At 52.5% G+C, this 14,842-nt stretch carries 14 protein-coding genes, 1 other RNA gene and 1 pseudogene; 4 read left to right on the top strand and 12 right to left on the bottom strand.

Annotated elements, in window-relative coordinates:
* Positions 1-48 precede the first annotated feature (48 nt).
* From A7Z29_RS04895 to gcvT, 4 genes are all read right to left on the bottom strand, one after another.
* Positions 49-792 carry an SDR family oxidoreductase gene (locus tag A7Z29_RS04895; protein ID WP_105280243.1) on the bottom strand — a complete coding sequence of 248 codons (744 nt, stop codon included), beginning with the start codon at positions 790-792 and terminating at the stop codon, positions 49-51.
* 228 nt (positions 793-1,020) lie between these two features.
* Entirely contained in the window at positions 1,021-3,894 is a 2,874-nt protein-coding gene (gcvP, locus tag A7Z29_RS04890; RefSeq protein WP_105289867.1) for an aminomethyl-transferring glycine dehydrogenase, read from the bottom strand.
* A 117-nt stretch (positions 3,895-4,011) separates the two neighbouring features.
* Positions 4,012-4,401, bottom strand: a complete 390-nt coding sequence (gene gcvH / locus A7Z29_RS04885; protein ID WP_002461349.1) for a glycine cleavage system protein GcvH — start codon at positions 4,399-4,401, stop codon at positions 4,012-4,014.
* A 23-nt stretch (positions 4,402-4,424) separates the two neighbouring features.
* Positions 4,425-5,519, bottom strand: coding sequence for a glycine cleavage system aminomethyltransferase GcvT (gene gcvT / locus A7Z29_RS04880; protein WP_000068706.1), 1,095 nt, complete (start codon positions 5,517-5,519; stop codon positions 4,425-4,427).
* Between the two features lie 313 nt (positions 5,520-5,832).
* On the opposite strand from gcvT, the pseudogene A7Z29_RS24025 reads away from it, so the two are divergent.
* Positions 5,833-5,892: pseudogene (locus A7Z29_RS24025) on the top strand (hypothetical protein); the annotation flags it as partial.
* Positions 5,893-5,965: 73 nt separating this feature from the next.
* Here A7Z29_RS24025 and ubiI read toward each other — a convergent pair.
* Genes ubiI through ygfB form a run of 4 tightly spaced genes read right to left on the bottom strand, consistent with a single transcriptional unit; the run spans position 5,966 to position 10,295 of the window.
* Positions 5,966-7,168 carry an FAD-dependent 2-octaprenylphenol hydroxylase gene (gene ubiI / locus A7Z29_RS04875; protein WP_105289866.1) on the bottom strand — a complete coding sequence of 401 codons (1,203 nt, stop codon included), beginning with the start codon at positions 7,166-7,168 and terminating at the stop codon, positions 5,966-5,968.
* 22 nt (positions 7,169-7,190) lie between these two features.
* On the bottom strand, positions 7,191-8,369 hold the full coding sequence (ubiH, locus tag A7Z29_RS04870) for a 2-octaprenyl-6-methoxyphenyl hydroxylase (RefSeq protein WP_105289865.1): 1,179 nt from the start codon (positions 8,367-8,369) through the stop codon (positions 7,191-7,193).
* Complete coding sequence (gene pepP, locus A7Z29_RS04865; RefSeq protein ID WP_001280373.1) at positions 8,366-9,691, bottom strand: Xaa-Pro aminopeptidase; 1,326 nt, start codon at positions 9,689-9,691, stop codon at positions 8,366-8,368. Before pepP ends, ubiH begins: the two co-directional genes overlap by 4 nt.
* A 25-nt stretch (positions 9,692-9,716) precedes the next feature.
* The gene (gene ygfB / locus A7Z29_RS04860; protein ID WP_001295378.1) at positions 9,717-10,295 is read right to left on the bottom strand and encodes a UPF0149 family protein YgfB; all 579 of its coding nucleotides are present in this window, start codon (positions 10,293-10,295) and stop codon (positions 9,717-9,719) included.
* A 166-nt stretch (positions 10,296-10,461) separates the two neighbouring features.
* Here ygfB and zapA point away from each other — a divergent pair, with 166 nt between their 5' ends.
* The 3 genes from zapA (at position 10,462) to A7Z29_RS04840 (ending at position 11,639) form a co-directional block, all read left to right on the top strand.
* The gene (zapA, locus tag A7Z29_RS04850) at positions 10,462-10,791 is read left to right on the top strand and encodes a cell division protein ZapA (protein WP_001276008.1); all 330 of its coding nucleotides are present in this window, start codon (positions 10,462-10,464) and stop codon (positions 10,789-10,791) included.
* Between the two features lie 41 nt (positions 10,792-10,832).
* Positions 10,833-11,016: non-coding RNA, 6S RNA (gene ssrS / locus A7Z29_RS04845), on the top strand.
* 20 nt (positions 11,017-11,036) lie between these two features.
* Positions 11,037-11,639: a 5-formyltetrahydrofolate cyclo-ligase gene (locus A7Z29_RS04840; RefSeq protein WP_105289864.1), complete on the top strand. Its 603-nt coding sequence runs from the start codon at positions 11,037-11,039 to the stop codon at positions 11,637-11,639.
* A 99-nt stretch (positions 11,640-11,738) separates the two neighbouring features.
* Here the strand turns inward: A7Z29_RS04840 and ibsC (A7Z29_RS04835) are convergent, their stop codons facing one another.
* The 4 genes from ibsC (A7Z29_RS04835) to rpiA all read right to left on the bottom strand — a co-directional run bounded on the left by ibsC (A7Z29_RS04835) (position 11,739) and on the right by rpiA (position 14,579).
* Complete coding sequence (gene ibsC / locus A7Z29_RS04835; protein ID WP_071524576.1) at positions 11,739-11,798, bottom strand: type I toxin-antitoxin system toxin IbsC; 60 nt, start codon at positions 11,796-11,798, stop codon at positions 11,739-11,741.
* Between the two features lie 333 nt (positions 11,799-12,131).
* A complete protein-coding gene (ibsC, locus tag A7Z29_RS04825) occupies positions 12,132-12,191 on the bottom strand; it encodes a type I toxin-antitoxin system toxin IbsC (protein WP_071525914.1) in 60 nt (19 codons plus the stop codon).
* Positions 12,192-12,429: 238 nt separating this feature from the next.
* Positions 12,430-13,662: a phosphoglycerate dehydrogenase gene (gene serA, locus A7Z29_RS04820; RefSeq protein ID WP_001151617.1), complete on the bottom strand. Its 1,233-nt coding sequence runs from the start codon at positions 13,660-13,662 to the stop codon at positions 12,430-12,432.
* A 257-nt stretch (positions 13,663-13,919) separates the two neighbouring features.
* Positions 13,920-14,579 (bottom strand): ribose-5-phosphate isomerase RpiA, encoded by a 660-nt coding sequence (gene rpiA / locus A7Z29_RS04815; RefSeq protein WP_024191163.1) that lies wholly within the window; start codon positions 14,577-14,579, stop codon positions 13,920-13,922.
* Positions 14,580-14,842: the final 263 nt, after the last annotated feature.

Here is a 14,842-nt window from a genome sequence, read left to right as displayed (position 1 = left end):
CGGATGCAATGCTTGTTGCGTTGCATCCGGTCAGACAACTCTCCTGCTTTATTTCCCACCAGCCAAATCGATAAAACTTCCCGTGACATAAGAGGCTTTATCGCTTAACAGCCAGACAATGGCCTGCGCGACCTCTTCCGCCTGTCCGCCGCGCTGCATGGGGATGTTCGACTTAACGCGATCGACGCGTCCAGGTTCGCCACCGCTGGCGTGCATTTCGGTATAAATAAACCCAGGCCGCACGCCGTTAACGCGAATTCCCTGCGCGGCGACTTCCAGCGATAATCCGGTGGTTAACGTATCAATCGCCCCTTTCGATGCCGCATAATCAACGTATTCTCCGGGTGATCCCAGCCTGGCTGCTACCGAAGAAACATTGACGATAGCGCCGCCACTGCCGCCGTTTTTCAGCGCCATGCGTTTTACCGCCTCGCGGCAGCAGAGAAAATAACCCGTCACGTTGGTGGAAAGTACTCGGTTGATTCGCTCTGCGGTGAGATTTTCCACTGTGCATTGGGTAAACAAAATTCCTGCGTTATTGACCAGCGCGGCTAACGGTTCATCACGCTGATCGATTGCTGTAAACATTGCGATGACCTGATTTTCGTCGCTGATATCCGCCTGGAGCACAAATGCCTTGCCACCGGCTTGCGTTATTAAGTTCACCACTTCCTGCGCCGCGTGGAGGTTTTGCTGATAATTAACCGCCACCGTATACCCTTCTTTTACCAGCAGCAGCGCAGTTGCCCGCCCAATGCCGCGACTACCACCGGTCACAAGTGCTATAGCCATTTGTTTTCCCCAAAAATAAAGGCGCCGAAGCGCCTTTCAAATTGATGACAAAGTGCGTTTTTATGCCGGATGCGGCGTGAACGCCTTACCCAGCCTACAAGATCGTGCAAATTCAATACATTGCAGAGACCATGTAGGCCTGATAAACGAAGTGCATCAGGCAATGTTGAGTTTGTCATCAGCCTCAAAGGCGCCGAAGCGCCTTTAGAAGATAGTCGAATCAGTAAATTACTGGTATTCGCTAATCGGTACGCAGGAGCAGAACAGGTTACGGTCGCCGTAAACATCATCCAGACGTTTCACCGTCGGCCAGTATTTGTCTGCCACGCCTGCCGGGAATACCGCAACTTCGCGGCTGTACGGATGCGTCCACTCGGCAACCAGTTCGCTCTGAATGTGCGGCGCGTTCACCAGCGGGTTATCTTCCAGCGGCCAGACACCGGCTTTCACCTGGTCAATTTCTGCGCGGATAGCCAGCATCGCGTCGATAAAGCGATCCAGTTCCACTTTGCTTTCAGATTCGGTCGGTTCAACCATCAGCGTACCCGCCACCGGGAACGACATCGTCGGCGCGTGGAAACCGTAGTCGATCAGGCGCTTGGCAATATCCAGCTCGCTGATGCCGGTTTCTTCTTTCAGCGGGCGAATATCGAGAATACATTCGTGCGCCACGCGACCGTCGCGACCGGTATACAGCACCGGGAAAGCATCCTGCAGTCGGCTGGCAATATAGTTGGCGTTAAGAATTGCCACCTGGCTTGCTTTTTTCAGCCCTTCTGCGCCCATCATGCGAATGTACATCCAGCTGATTGGCAGAATGGATGCGCTACCGAACGGTGCCGCAGAAACCGCGCCCTGACGGGTTAACATGCCTTCGATTTGCACCACGCTATGACCCGGTACAAACGGCGCCAGATGCGCTTTCACGCCGATCGGTCCCATACCTGGGCCGCCACCGCCGTGCGGAATGCAGAAGGTTTTATGCAGGTTGAGGTGCGAAACGTCCGCGCCAATAAACCCCGGCGAGGTGATGCCAACCTGGGCGTTCATGTTCGCGCCATCAAGGTAAACCTGACCGCCGAACTGGTGTACAACTTCACACACTTCACGGATCGTTTCTTCATACACACCGTGAGTGGAAGGATAGGTCACCATGATGCAGGAGAGGTTATCGCCCGCCTGTTCCGCTTTCGCGCGCAGGTCAGCCAAATCGATATTGCCGTTTTTATCACACGCCACAACCACCACTTGCATCCCCGCCATATGCGCGGAAGCGGGGTTAGTGCCGTGGGCAGATGCCGGGATCAGGCAGATATCGCGATACCCTTCGTTGCGGCTTTCGTGATAATGACGAATCGCCAGCAGCCCCGCGTATTCGCCCTGAGCACCGGAGTTCGGCTGCATACAGACGGCGTCGTAGCCGGTCAGTTTCACCAGCCACTCAGCCAGTTGTGCGATCATCTGCTGATAACCTTCGGCCTGTTCTGGCGGGCAGAACGGGTGCAGTTCGGCAAATTCCGGCCAGGTGATTGGGATCATCTCGGCGGCGGCGTTCAGTTTCATGGTGCAGGAGCCCAGCGGGATCATCGCCTGATTCAGCGCCAGATCTTTACGCTCCAGCGAGTGCATATAGCGCATCATTTCGGTTTCGCTGTGATAGCGATTAAACACCGGATGGGTGAGGATTTCGTCGTCGCGCAGCATCGCAGGCTGAATAGAGCGGCTGTCGTGAGCCACGTCTTTGTCCAGCGTGTCGATGTCCAGTCCGTGGTTATCGCCCAGCAGCACGCTGAAAAGCTGCATCACGTTTTCACGCGTGGTGGTTTCATCAAGGGTGATCCCAACCGCGTTCAGGATATCGCTACGCAGGTTGATTTCAGCCGCTTCGGCACGCGTCAGTACACCCGCTTTGTCTGCCACTTCCACACAAAGGGTGTCGAAATAGTGCGCATGGCGCAGCTTCAGACCTTTTTGTTGCAGCCCCGCAGCCAGAATATCGGTCAGACGATGAATACGGTTAGCGATACGTTTCAGACCAACCGGACCGTGATAAACGGCATACAGACTGGCGATGTTTGCCAGCAGAACCTGGGAAGTACAAATGTTCGAGTTCGCTTTCTCGCGACGAATATGTTGTTCACGAGTCTGCATTGCCATGCGTAGCGCAGTATTACCAGCCGCATCTTTCGATACGCCGATAATGCGCCCCGGCATTGAGCGTTTGTATTCATCTTTCGCCGCAAAGAATGCTGCGTGTGGGCCACCGTAGCCCATCGGCACGCCGAAGCGTTGCGCCGAACCAAAAACAATATCCGCGCCCTGTTTACCCGGCGCAGTTAACAGCACCAGCGCCATAATATCGGCGGCAACGCTGACCACAATTTTGCGTGATTTCAGTTCGCTGATAAGCGCAGTGTAGTCGTGAATTTCACCAGTAGTACCGACCTGCTGTAACAGCACGCCGAAGACTTCCTGATGATCGAGCACTTTTTGCGCGTCATCGACAATGACTTCAAAACCAAATGTTTCGGCACGGGTGCGAACCACATCCAGCGTTTGCGGATGAACGTCAGAAGCAACGAAGAAGCGATTGGCATTTTTCAGTTTGCTGACGCGTTTAGCCATCGCCATTGCTTCGGCGGCAGCAGTAGCTTCGTCCAGCAGAGACGCCGAAGCCATATCCAGCCCGGTCAGATCCAGCGTTACCTGCTGGAAGTTGAGTAGTGCTTCAAGGCGCCCCTGAGAAACTTCAGGTTGATACGGGGTATACGCGGTATACCAGCCCGGATTTTCCAGCATGTTACGCAGGATAACCGGCGGTAACTGCACGGCGGTGTAACCCATGCCGATGTAAGACGTGAAGCGTTTATTGCGACTGGCAATAGCCTTGAGTTCTGCCAGTGCGGCGTATTCGGTCGCCGGTGCGCCAACCTGCGGCGGAGTCACAAGCTGAATATCTTTCGGCACAATCTGGCCGGTCAGCGCGTTTAACGATTGTGCACCAACGGCATTCAGCATTTCTTGCTGTTGCGCGGCGTCCGGTCCGATATGGCGTTCAATAAAAGCGCCGCTGTTTTCAAGCTGGCTTAACGTCTGTGTCATGAGCGATGGTTCCTGAAACGTGCAGTGAATTGTGAACCTCTCTCCTTGCGAAGAGAGTGAGGGTGAGGCGTAAATTTCCTCACCCTGATCCTCTCCCGCAGAAGAGGAATAAAGCCGTTACTCGTCTTCTAACAATGCTTCGTATGCGGTCGCATCCAGCAGTGAATCCAGTTCGCTTTCATCGCTGGCTTTGATTTTAAAGATCCAACCGCCTGCATACGGTTCGCTGTTCACCAGTTCCGGGGAATCGCTCAGTGCGTCGTTTACCGCCACGATTTCACCGCTTACTGGCGCATAAATGTCTGACGCCGCTTTTACTGATTCGGCAACCGCGCAGTCATCGCCCGCGCTAACCGTTGCGCCCACTTCCGGCAGGTCAACAAACACCATATCGCCTAACAGCTCCTGAGCGTGTTCGGTGATGCCAACGGTGTAAGTGCCGTCGGCTTCTTTACGCAGCCATTCGTGTTCTTTGCTGTATTTCAGTTCTGCTGGTACGTTGCTCATCAATCAATCTCCAAAAAAGTAAATCACGCGACGGCTTTGCCGTTACGCACAAAAACAGGTTTCGTCACTTTAACCGGCATTTCACGGTTGCGAATTTGCACAATCGCTGTTTCACCAATACCTTCCGGCACGCGCGCCAGCGCAATGCTGTAACCCAGCGTCGGGGAGAAAGTCCCGCTGGTGATAATGCCTTCATGCTGGTTGCCCTGCGCATCGGTAAAACGTACCGGCAGTTCATTACGCAGCACGCCTTTTTCGGTCATCACCAGACCAACCAGTTTTTCTGTGCCATGTTCACGCTGCGCTTCCAGAGCTTCACGACCAATAAAGTCACGATCTGCCGGTTCCCAGGCGATAGTCCAGCCCATATTGGCGGCTAAAGGAGAGATGGTTTCGTCCATCTCCTGACTATAAAGATTCATACCCGCTTCCAGACGCAGCGTGTCACGCGCGCCCAGGCCGCATGGCTTAACGCCCGCTTCCACCAGCGCGCGCCAGAAATCCGCCGCTTTTTCATTGGGCAGCGCAATTTCGTAGCCCGCTTCACCGGTATAACCGGTGGTGGCAATAAACAGATCGCCCGCCTGCACGCCAAAGAACGGTTTCATCCCTTCCACCGCCTGACGCTGGGCGTCATTAAACAGTGTGGCAGCTTTTGCCTGCGCATTCGGCCCTTGCACGGCAATCATGGAAAGGTCATCACGAACGGTAATTTCGATGCCGAAAGGTTCAGCGTGTTGGGTAATCCAGGAGAGGTCTTTTTCGCGGGTGGCGGAGTTAACAACGAGGCGGAAGAAATCTTCAGTGAAGTAGTAGACGATGAGGTCATCTATCACACCGCCAGAGGCATTCAACATCCCGGAGTAGAGGGCTTTACCGCTTTTGGTGAGTTTCGCCACATCGTTCGCCAATAGATAACGCAGAAACTCCCTGGTGCGGCTGCCGCGAAGATCGACGATGGTCATATGTGACACATCAAACATTCCGGCATCGGTACGTACCGCATGATGTTCGTCGATTTGAGAACCGTAATGCAGCGGCATCATCCAGCCGTGGAAATCCACCATGCGAGCGCCGCAAAGCGTGTGTTGTTCGTACAAAGGAGTCTGTTGTGCCATCTTGTCCTCATTGAATAAGCGGGGCTGACAACTTTTCATGGTGAAATTATCACCACGAAACCCAGCATCGGAGCCACTCCCGGTCCCCAACGCAATCGTTCTCTTTTGCCTGAACTTACCACCGAAACAGACTGTTAACCATAAGGTAAAATTGATCATCACATTAGCTTATGGTTAAAAAACACAAAAATCTCAACAGAATAAAAAACCAAAAATTTATTTTATTTCTATACAAATATGATGCTTTCAGGAATACGATTTGGATAAACCAATATTAAGAACTGAAAATATGCCAAAAATCACTCAATAAAAAAATCGTAACATTAGAAAATATAATGCGAAATTGGTGGTGAAATTAGTTTATTTCAAATGAGCAAAATCTCCCGGCGAAAAAACCGGGAGAAGAAAGTGTGATAGGTATCAAATAAACAAAAGAGGAGAAATTTTTAACGCAGCCATTCAGGCAAATCATTTAATCCCATAGCCTGACGGATCAGTTGTGGTTTAACGCCAGGAAGCGTATCGGCCAGTTTCAGGCCAATATCACGCAGCAGTTTTTTCGCCGGATTGCCCCCGGAAAACAGATCGCGAAAGCCTTGCATACCAGCCAGCATCAGCGCCGCACTGTGCTTGCGGCTACGCTCATAGCGACGCAGGTAAATATACTGTCCGATGTCTTTGCCCTGACGATGCAACCGTTTCAGTTCAGCAATCAGTTCTGCGGCATCCATAAAGCCGAGATTAACGCCCTGCCCCGCCAGCGGATGAATGGTATGTGCAGCGTCGCCCACCAGCGCCAGACGGTGCGCGGCAAACTGGCGCGCATAACGCCCCGTCAGCGGAAACACCTGACGCTCGCTCTCAACCTTGCATAGGCCCAGGCGATTATCAAAAGCGATATTTAACGCGCGATTAAATTCGTCTTCGCCTGCCTGCTGCATCCGCTGCGCTTCCTCTGGCGACAGTGACCAGACAATCGAACAAAGATGCGGATCGCTAAGCGGTAAAAAGGCCAGAATGCCTTCGCCATGGAAAACCTGCCGCGCTACTGCGTCATGCGGTTCTTCAGTGCGAATGGTCGCCACCAGCGCGTGATGCTGATAATCCCAGAAAGTCAGCGGAATATCGGCTTTGTTGCGCAACCAGGAGTTTGCCCCGTCTGCGCCAATCACCAGACGCGCCGTTAACATACTGCCGTCTTTCAGTGTCAGGAAGGTTTCGTTCTCTCCCCAGGCGACCTGCTGTAATTCTGCGGGGGCTAGCAGGGTGATATCTGACGACTGCTGCACTTTGTTCCACAGCGCATAGTGAATAACTGAATTTTCAACAATATGCCCAAGATGGCTATAGCCCATGCTCTGATCGTCAAACGAGATGTGACCAAAGCTGTCTTTGTCCCACACTTCCATGCCGTGATAGCAACTGGCTCTACGAGCGAGAATGTCCTGCCAGACGCCAAGACGGGTAAGTAATTTTTCGCTGGCGGCATTGATAGCCGAAACGCGCAATTGTGGTGGTGCATCCGCCGCCAGAGGTTCAGGTACGCGCTGCTCCAGTACGGCGACGCGTAAGCCGCTGCCCTGTAAGCCGCAGGCAACCGCCAGCCCCACCATGCCGCCGCCAACAATGGCTACATCAACACTTTGCATTGTTTATTCCTTAAAACCGCCTTCAACGCGCGACCCAACCAAGGGTGCGCTGCGCCAGCACATCACGTGCCGGAGTGAATAATTCCATTGCCATCAGCCCGATGTTGCGCCCAACAACCAGCGGCGCCCAGCGGTTGGCAAAAATATGAACAAGGCTGTCTGTTACACCAATAGTCGCTTCGCGATCGCTCTGCCGACGCTGATGGTAACGGCACAAAATGCCGTAATCACCGATATCCTCTCCGCGTTCCTGCGCCTGAGTCAGAGTTTCAGCAAGGCTCATCACATCACGCATACCGAGGTTAAATCCTTGCCCGGCAATCGGGTGCAGGGTTTGCGCTGCATTGCCCACCAGCACGGCGCGATGGGTAATAGGTTTGGCGGCGCGGGTTAACGCCAGCGGATAAGCACTGCGTTTTCCGGCGTGGGTAATTTGCCCCAGTCGCCAGCCAAACGCAGACTGGAGTTCACGGCAGAACTCATCATCACTCCACGCCAGTACCTCTTCGCGCCGTTCCAGTGGATGACACCAGACCAGCGAACAGCGTCCGTCAGACATCGGCAACATCGCCAACGGGCCATGTTTCGTGAAGCGTTCAAAAGCGCGTCCTTCGTGCGCAACGGAGGTCGCAACGTTGGCAATCACCGCCAGTTGCTCGTAAGGCTCCTGCTGCCAGTCAACGCCGCACGCGGTGGCTAACGCTGAATGGGTGCCGTCAGCGGCTACCAGCACGCGCCCCGTCAGCGTCTCACCACTCTCCAGTTTCACCTCAACGTTACTCTGAGTACGAGCAACGTTAGCAACGCGATCCGGACAGTGCAGCGTTACGCCAGGCGCTTTGCGCAACAGCGCAAACAGTCGTTGTCCGACATTGTGCAACTCGACAACCTGCCCCAGCGCCGCCAGTTGATAATCTTCTGCGGCGAGGGTGACGAATCCGGCATGACCGCGATCGCTGACATGCACGGTAGTGATGGCGGTTGCGCAATCAGCCAAAGATTGCCAGACGCCGATACGTGCCAGTTGCTGGCAGGTGCCCGCCGCCAGCGCAATAGCCCGGCCATCAAAGCCCGGATGGGCATGTGACTCTGGCGCAGTCGCTTCAATCAAATGTACCGGCAGCGCCCCGTGACTTAACCGGGAAATAGCCAGCGCCAGCGTCGCGCCCGCCATGCCGCCACCGACGATGATTACGCTCATTGCTTTCTCGCAGCTGCCATCAACGCTTCGATTTCTTCCGGCTTTTTCACCACGCTGGCGGTGAGGTTTTCGTTGCCAGTTTCGGTAATCACAATGTCGTCTTCAATACGAATGCCGATACCGCGATATTGTTCTGGCACATCCGCATCCGGCGCGATATACAGACCTGGCTCTACGGTCAGTACCATGCCCGGTTCAAGAATGCGCGAACGATCCTGACCATAAACACCTACGTCATGGACATCCAGCCCTAACCAATGGCTAAGGCCATGCATAAAGAAAGGACGATGTGCGTTCTGGGTGATCAGTTCATCAACATCACCTTTCAGGATGCCCAGTTTTACCAGGCCGCTAATCATGATACGCACCACTTCCCCGGTGACTTCCTGAATGGAAGTTCCCGGACGATACAGACGCAGGCTGGTTTCGAGAGACTCCAGCACAATGTCGTAGATTTCACGCTGAGCCTGAGTGAATTTGCCGTTGACCGGGAAGGTACGGGTAATATCGCCAGCGTAACCTTTATATTCACAGCCCGCGTCAATCAACACCAGGTCGCCGTCGCGCAGTTCACACTCGTTTTCGGTGTAGTGCAGAATGCAGCCGTTTTCACCGCTGCCGACAATGGTGTTATAGGAAGGATAGCGCGCGCCGTGGCGGTTAAATTCGTGGTGAATTTCGCCTTCCAGATGGTACTCGAACATTCCCGGACGACATTTTTCCATCGCCCGGGTGTGCGCCAGTGCGGTGATTTCCCCCGCGCGGCGAAGTACGGCAATCTCTTCTGGCGATTTGAACAGGCGCATTTCATGAACAACAGGACGCCAGTCGATCATCGTTGCCGGAGCGGTGAGATTTTGCCGTGAGCCTTTACGCAGTTTTTCCAGCGCGCTGTTCACGATTTCATCAGCATAGGTATATTCGCCCTGAGCGTGATAAACCACATCCAGGCCATTAAGCAGTTGATAAAGTTGCTGATTGATTTCGCTGAACGCCAGTGCACGGTCAACGCCCAGTTTCCCTGGCGCGGCATCCTGACCTAAGCGACGACCAAACCAGATCTCCGCCGTCAGATCGCGCACACGGTTAAACAGAACGCTGTGGTTATGAGTGTCATCGCTTTTAATCAGCACCAGCACCGCTTCCGGTTCGTTAAAGCCGGTGAAGTACCAGAAGTCACTGTTTTGACGATACGGATATTCGCTGTCGGCGCTACGGGTCACTTCCGGGGCGGCAAAAATCAGCGCGGCGCTGCCGGGTTGCATTTGCTCCACCAGAGCCTGACGGCGACGCTGAAATTCTTGCGGGGATATATCACTCATAACACTCTCCTTACGTTTTTTGTTTTTAGTGTAGAGTCGGTTTTTGTACTTCTGGCGCGGTCGGTTGCGGATGAGTAAAGGTGTCGTGGCATAACAGCGCGGCAACACGGACGTACTCGATGATCTCTTCAAGCGACATTTCCAGCTCTTCCTGATCTTCGTCTTCGTCATATCCCAGTTGCGCGATGTTACGCAGATCGTCGATGGCTTCACCGGTTTCGCCAGTCACTTTATCCAGCTTCGGCTGAGTCACGCCAAGACCAAGCAGGAAGTGATTTACCCAGCCTGCCAGCGCATCAGCGCGATCGAAAACGCTGACATCATCGCCATCAGGCAGATAAAGCTGAAAAAGAAAGCCGTCATCCTGCAGGGCATCGCTGGTGGCTGAGTGCATTTTGCGCAATGCCTGTGCCAGCTCATGACCGAAAGCCATGCCTTCGTTCGTCAGGTCGTGAAGCAGCGGCAACCATGAACTGTCGTCATTGCCACCGCAAATCATCCCGCTGATTAAACCGTGCATCTCAGCAGGGGTCAGACCCGTCCCTTGTTGGTTCAGATACTGGTTCATTTCGTTGTAACCAGGCATTTCGTTCTGTATAGACATAAGCATTCGTCATCAAAGGGAGGAAGATTCATGATATGCTACCACTTTGGACCCTGGTGAACCAGAAAAGGGCTTGTCTCTTCTCATCAGGGTAGCTATAGTTCGCCCCTTCGCAGACCATGAGTCTGAAGACGAAGGAAGCGCAGTCAATCAGCAGGAAGGTGGCATGTCTGCACAACCCGTCGATATCCAAATTTTTGGCCGTTCACTGCGTGTGAACTGCCCGCCTGATCAAAGGGATGCGTTGAATCAGGCCGCAGACGATCTGAATCAGCGGTTGCAAGATCTGAAAGAACGCACTAGAGTCACAAATACTGAACAGTTGGTCTTCATTGCTGCATTGAATATCAGCTATGAGTTAGCGCAAGAAAAAGCGAAGACTCGTGACTACGCGGCAAGTATGGAACAGCGTATTCGGATGCTGCAACAGACCATAGAACAAGCGTTACTTGAACAAGGTCGCATCACCGAAAAAACGAACCAAAACTTTGAATGACACTTTTCGGTTTACTGTGGTAGAGTAACCGTGAAGACAAAATTTCTCTGAGATGTTCGCAAGCGGGCCAGTCCCCTGAGCCGATATTTCATACCACAAGAATGTGGCGCTCCGTGGTTGGTGAGCATGCTCGGTTCGTCCGAGAAGCCTTAAAACTGCGACGACACATTCACCTTGAACCAAGGGTTCAAGGGTTACAGCCTGCGGCGGCATCTCGGAGATTCCCTTCTTACCTGGCACCAGCCATGACGCAACTACCAGAACTCCCACTGACATTATCCCGACAAGAAATCCGCAAAATGATTCGGCAACGTCGTCGTGCGTTAACGCCGGAACAACAGCAAGAAATGGGTCAACAAGCCGCTACCCGGATGATGACTTATCCCCCGGTGGTGATGGCGCATACGGTCGCTGTATTCCTCTCTTTTGATGGCGAGCTCGACACCCAACCGCTCATAGAACAACTGTGGCGTGCCGGTAAGCGCGTGTATCTTCCAGTTTTACACCCTTTTAGTGCTGGTAACTTACTGTTCCTGAATTACCATCCGCAAAGCGAATTGATGATGAACAGATTGAAGATCCACGAGCCGAAACTGGACGTGCGCGATGTGCTTCCCCTTTCCCGGTTAGATGTGCTGGTTACACCGCTGGTAGCCTTTGATGAGTACGGTCAACGCCTGGGAATGGGCGGCGGTTTTTATGATCGGACATTGCAAAACTGGCAGCACTACAAAATGCAGCCGGTAGGTTATGCGCATGATTGCCAGTTAGTAGAAAAACTGCCGGTTGAAGAGTGGGATATCCCATTGCCTGCAGTGGTTACACCGTCGAAAGTCTGGGAGTGGTGAGGGCGATACACCTGCATCGCCCTGATTGACATCGTTGATTCTTTGACCTAATTTAGTGAGTAAGGGTAAGGGAGGATTACTCCTCCCTGTGACTGACTGTTAATAAGCTCCGAAACTTATCAGTAACAGTACAATCAGTATGATGACAAGTCGCATCATAACCCTTCTCCTTTAAGCCCTCGCTTCGGTGAGGGCTTTACCGTTACAGCCCCATGCTGCCCCGCCATCGTAAACTCTCTTTAAATAACCACAACGCATTGATCTACCTTTAAATCTTTTCTTCGAGCGCACTCGTAAAACGTCATGTAAGGCAGACATACATTGCAGGGATAAGGGATTAATTACGGCAGTTAACGCGGGCGATGAAGTGGCTATCCAAAAGATCGGTTCAGGGCGATGCACCCCGCATCGCCCTGATTGACATCGTTGATTCTTTAACCTAATTTAGTGAGTAAGGGTAAGGGAGGATTGCTCCTCCCCTGAGACTGACTGTTAATAAGCTGGGAAACTTATGAGTAACAGTACAATCAGTATGATGACAAGTCGCATCATAACCCTTCTCCTTCAAGCCCTCGCTTCGGTGAGGGCTTTACCGTTACAGCCCTGTGCTGTCCCGCCATCGTAAATCCTCTTCGAATAAAGGCAACGCATTGATCTGGCTTTGATTTATTTCTTCGAGCAGACTCGCAAAGGCGATTGCAGCACACTGCAAATGCAGTGATAAGCGCGGGAAAAGGGATAAAAAAACGGGCAAGTCAGCGACCTGCCCGTTGTTTGTCAGAGAAGGGAATCAGTACAGCAGACGGGCGCGAATGGTGCCCGGAATCGCTTTCATTGCCTGTAATGCTTTTTCAGCAACGTCTTCATCTGCTTCAATATCAATAACTACGTAGCCCATCTGAGCAGACGTTTGCAGATACTGCGCGGCGATGTTAACGCCCTGCTCGGCAAAGATTTTGTTCAGCGCAGTCAGCACGCCCGGACGGTTTTCGTGGATGTGCATCAGACGGCGGCCACCGTGCAGCGGCAGCGAGACTTCCGGGAAGTTCACCGCAGAGAGCGTGGAGCCATTGTCAGAGTACTTGATCAATTTACCCGCAACTTCCAGGCCGATATTCTCCTGCGCTTCCTGAGTCGAACCGCCAATGTGCGGCGTCAGCAGGACGTTGTCGAATTCGCACAGCGGAGAAGTAAACGGATCGCTGTTGGTCGCTGGTTCTGTTGGGAATACATCGATTGCCGCGCCAGCCAGATGTTTGCTCGCCAGTGCGTCACACAGCGCCGGAATATCGACCACAGTACCGCGCGAAGCGTTAATCAGCAGCGAGCCGGGCTTCATCAGTGAGATCTCTTTCGCGCCCATCATGTTTTTGGTAGACGGGTTTTCAGGCACATGCAGGCTCACCACGTCGCTCATATTCAGCAAGTCGGAAAGATGTTGCACCTGCGTCGCGTTACCCAGCGGCAGTTTGTTTTCAATATCATAGAAGTAAACATACATCCCCAGCGACTCCGCCAGAATGCCAAGCTGCGTACCGATATGACCATAACCAATGATACCCAGCTTTTTGCCACGCGCTTCAAAAGACCCCGCCGCCAGTTTGTTCCACACGCCACGGTGCGCTTTGGCGTTGGCTTCCGGCACTCCGCGCAATAGCAGCAGAAGTTCACCAATCACCAGCTCAGCGACAGAACGCGTATTCGAAAACGGTGCGTTAAATACCGGAATCCCGCGTTTTGCCGCAGCATTTAAATCAACCTGGTTTGTGCCTATGCAAAAACAGCCAATAGCGACCAGCTTTTCTGCGGCATTGATCACTTCTTCGGTCAGATGGGTTCGGGATCGCAGGCCGATGAAGTGGGCATCGCGGATGGATTCTTTTAATTGTTCATCATCCAGCGCGCCTTTATGAAATTCGATGTTGGTGTAACCTGCCGCGCGAAGACTTTCCAGCGCCTTTTGGTGCACGCCTTCTACCAGCAGAAACTTAATCTTGTCTTTCTCCAGCGATACCTTTGCCATTTACCCAATCCTGTCTTTGAAATGTTGTGTGTGGATTTACATCCGCCTTTCAACATATCAAAAAATAATATTGCGGCAATATGAACGTTTGCGTCGCGATGTTGAGGAAATATCACGAGAGGTTGATTAACAGAAGAAAATGCTGAAGATGAGACGTTCTTTAGCGTGTTAGGCAAAAGTGAGTTAAAAACGTGATAGATGTCACCAAATTTAACAATGCAAAAAATTTTTAACGGGGGACGAACTCCCCCGTCAGATCATTTCACAATGGTTTTAACGCCGTCAGGCGTGCCAATCAGCGCGACGTCCGCGCCACGGTTGGCAAACAGACCAACAGTAACCACACCCGGAATCGCGTTAATCGCATTTTCCATCGCCACCGGATCAAGGATTTCCATACCGTGGACGTCGAGGATCACGTTGCCGTTATCAGTCACCACGCCCTGACGATATTCCGGACGACCACCAAGTTTCACCAGTTGACGAGCCACTGCACTACGCGCCATCGGAATCACTTCCACCGGCAACGGGAATTTGCCCAGAATATCGACCTGCTTGGAGGCGTCCGCGATGCAGATAAATTTCTCTGCAACCGAAGCAATGATTTTTTCACGCGTCAGCGCCGCGCCGCCGCCTTTGATCATCTGCATATGGCCGTTGATTTCATCTGCACCGTCAACGTAGATGCCGAGGCTGTCAACTTCATTGAGGTCAAATACATGAATGCCAAGGCTTTTTAGTTTTTCAGTGGATGCATCCGAGCTGGAAACTGCCCCTTCAATCTGACCTTTCATCGTGCCGAGTGCATCAATAAAGTGTGCGGCGGTGGAACCTGTACCAACACCAACAATGGTTCCGGGCTGAACATACTGAAGTGCCGCCCATCCTACTGCTTTTTTCAATTCATCCTGCGTCATGATCGTTTCGCCTGTGGTATGAAATTTCAGACGCATTATATACAAAAAAAGCGATTCAGACCCCGTCAGCAAGTCGTGCGGATAACTCATCCATGAAATAACAGGCAATGGCGGGCATCCTCTTTCACCCCGGCAAATCTGGGTATCAGGAGGCATCAGGATTACCCTTCTATCCCCCAGTCTGCATATCTGAAACTACGCCGATAAAGGTGAAGCTCTGTAATACAATTAATTGATAATATTACCAATAAAAATCACATCCA

It is taken from the genome of Escherichia sp. MOD1-EC6842 (assembly GCF_002965705.1).
Lineage (GTDB): Bacteria > Pseudomonadota > Gammaproteobacteria > Enterobacterales > Enterobacteriaceae > Escherichia > Escherichia ruysiae.
The sequence above is the reverse complement of the archived record's forward strand: the minus strand, read 5'-3'. Positions and strand labels throughout refer to the sequence as shown.

What these genes read in the sequence shown, in the direction of transcription:
- serA (WP_001151617.1), bottom strand. Translation starts at nt 13,662, where the DNA reads ATGGCAAAGGTATCGCTGGAGAAAGACAAGATTAAGTTTCTGCTGGTA.
- zapA (WP_001276008.1), top strand. Translation starts at nt 10,462, where the DNA reads ATGTCTGCACAACCCGTCGATATCCAAATTTTTGGCCGTTCACTGCGT.
- A7Z29_RS04895 (WP_105280243.1), bottom strand. Translation starts at nt 792, where the DNA reads ATGGCTATAGCACTTGTGACCGGTGGTAGTCGCGGCATTGGGCGGGCA.
- A7Z29_RS04840 (WP_105289864.1), top strand. Translation starts at nt 11,037, where the DNA reads ATGACGCAACTACCAGAACTCCCACTGACATTATCCCGACAAGAAATC.
- ubiI (WP_105289866.1), bottom strand. Translation starts at nt 7,168, where the DNA reads ATGCAAAGTGTTGATGTAGCCATTGTTGGCGGCGGCATGGTGGGGCTG.
- gcvH (WP_002461349.1), bottom strand. Translation starts at nt 4,401, where the DNA reads ATGAGCAACGTACCAGCAGAACTGAAATACAGCAAAGAACACGAATGG.
- pepP (WP_001280373.1), bottom strand. Translation starts at nt 9,691, where the DNA reads ATGAGTGATATATCCCCGCAAGAATTTCAGCGTCGCCGTCAGGCTCTG.
- gcvT (WP_000068706.1), bottom strand. Translation starts at nt 5,519, where the DNA reads ATGGCACAACAGACTCCTTTGTACGAACAACACACGCTTTGCGGCGCT.
- ubiH (WP_105289865.1), bottom strand. Translation starts at nt 8,369, where the DNA reads ATGAGCGTAATCATCGTCGGTGGCGGCATGGCGGGCGCGACGCTGGCG.
- gcvP (WP_105289867.1), bottom strand. Translation starts at nt 3,894, where the DNA reads ATGACACAGACGTTAAGCCAGCTTGAAAACAGCGGCGCTTTTATTGAA.
- ygfB (WP_001295378.1), bottom strand. Translation starts at nt 10,295, where the DNA reads ATGTCTATACAGAACGAAATGCCTGGTTACAACGAAATGAACCAGTAT.
- rpiA (WP_024191163.1), bottom strand. Translation starts at nt 14,579, where the DNA reads ATGACGCAGGATGAATTGAAAAAAGCAGTAGGATGGGCGGCACTTCAG.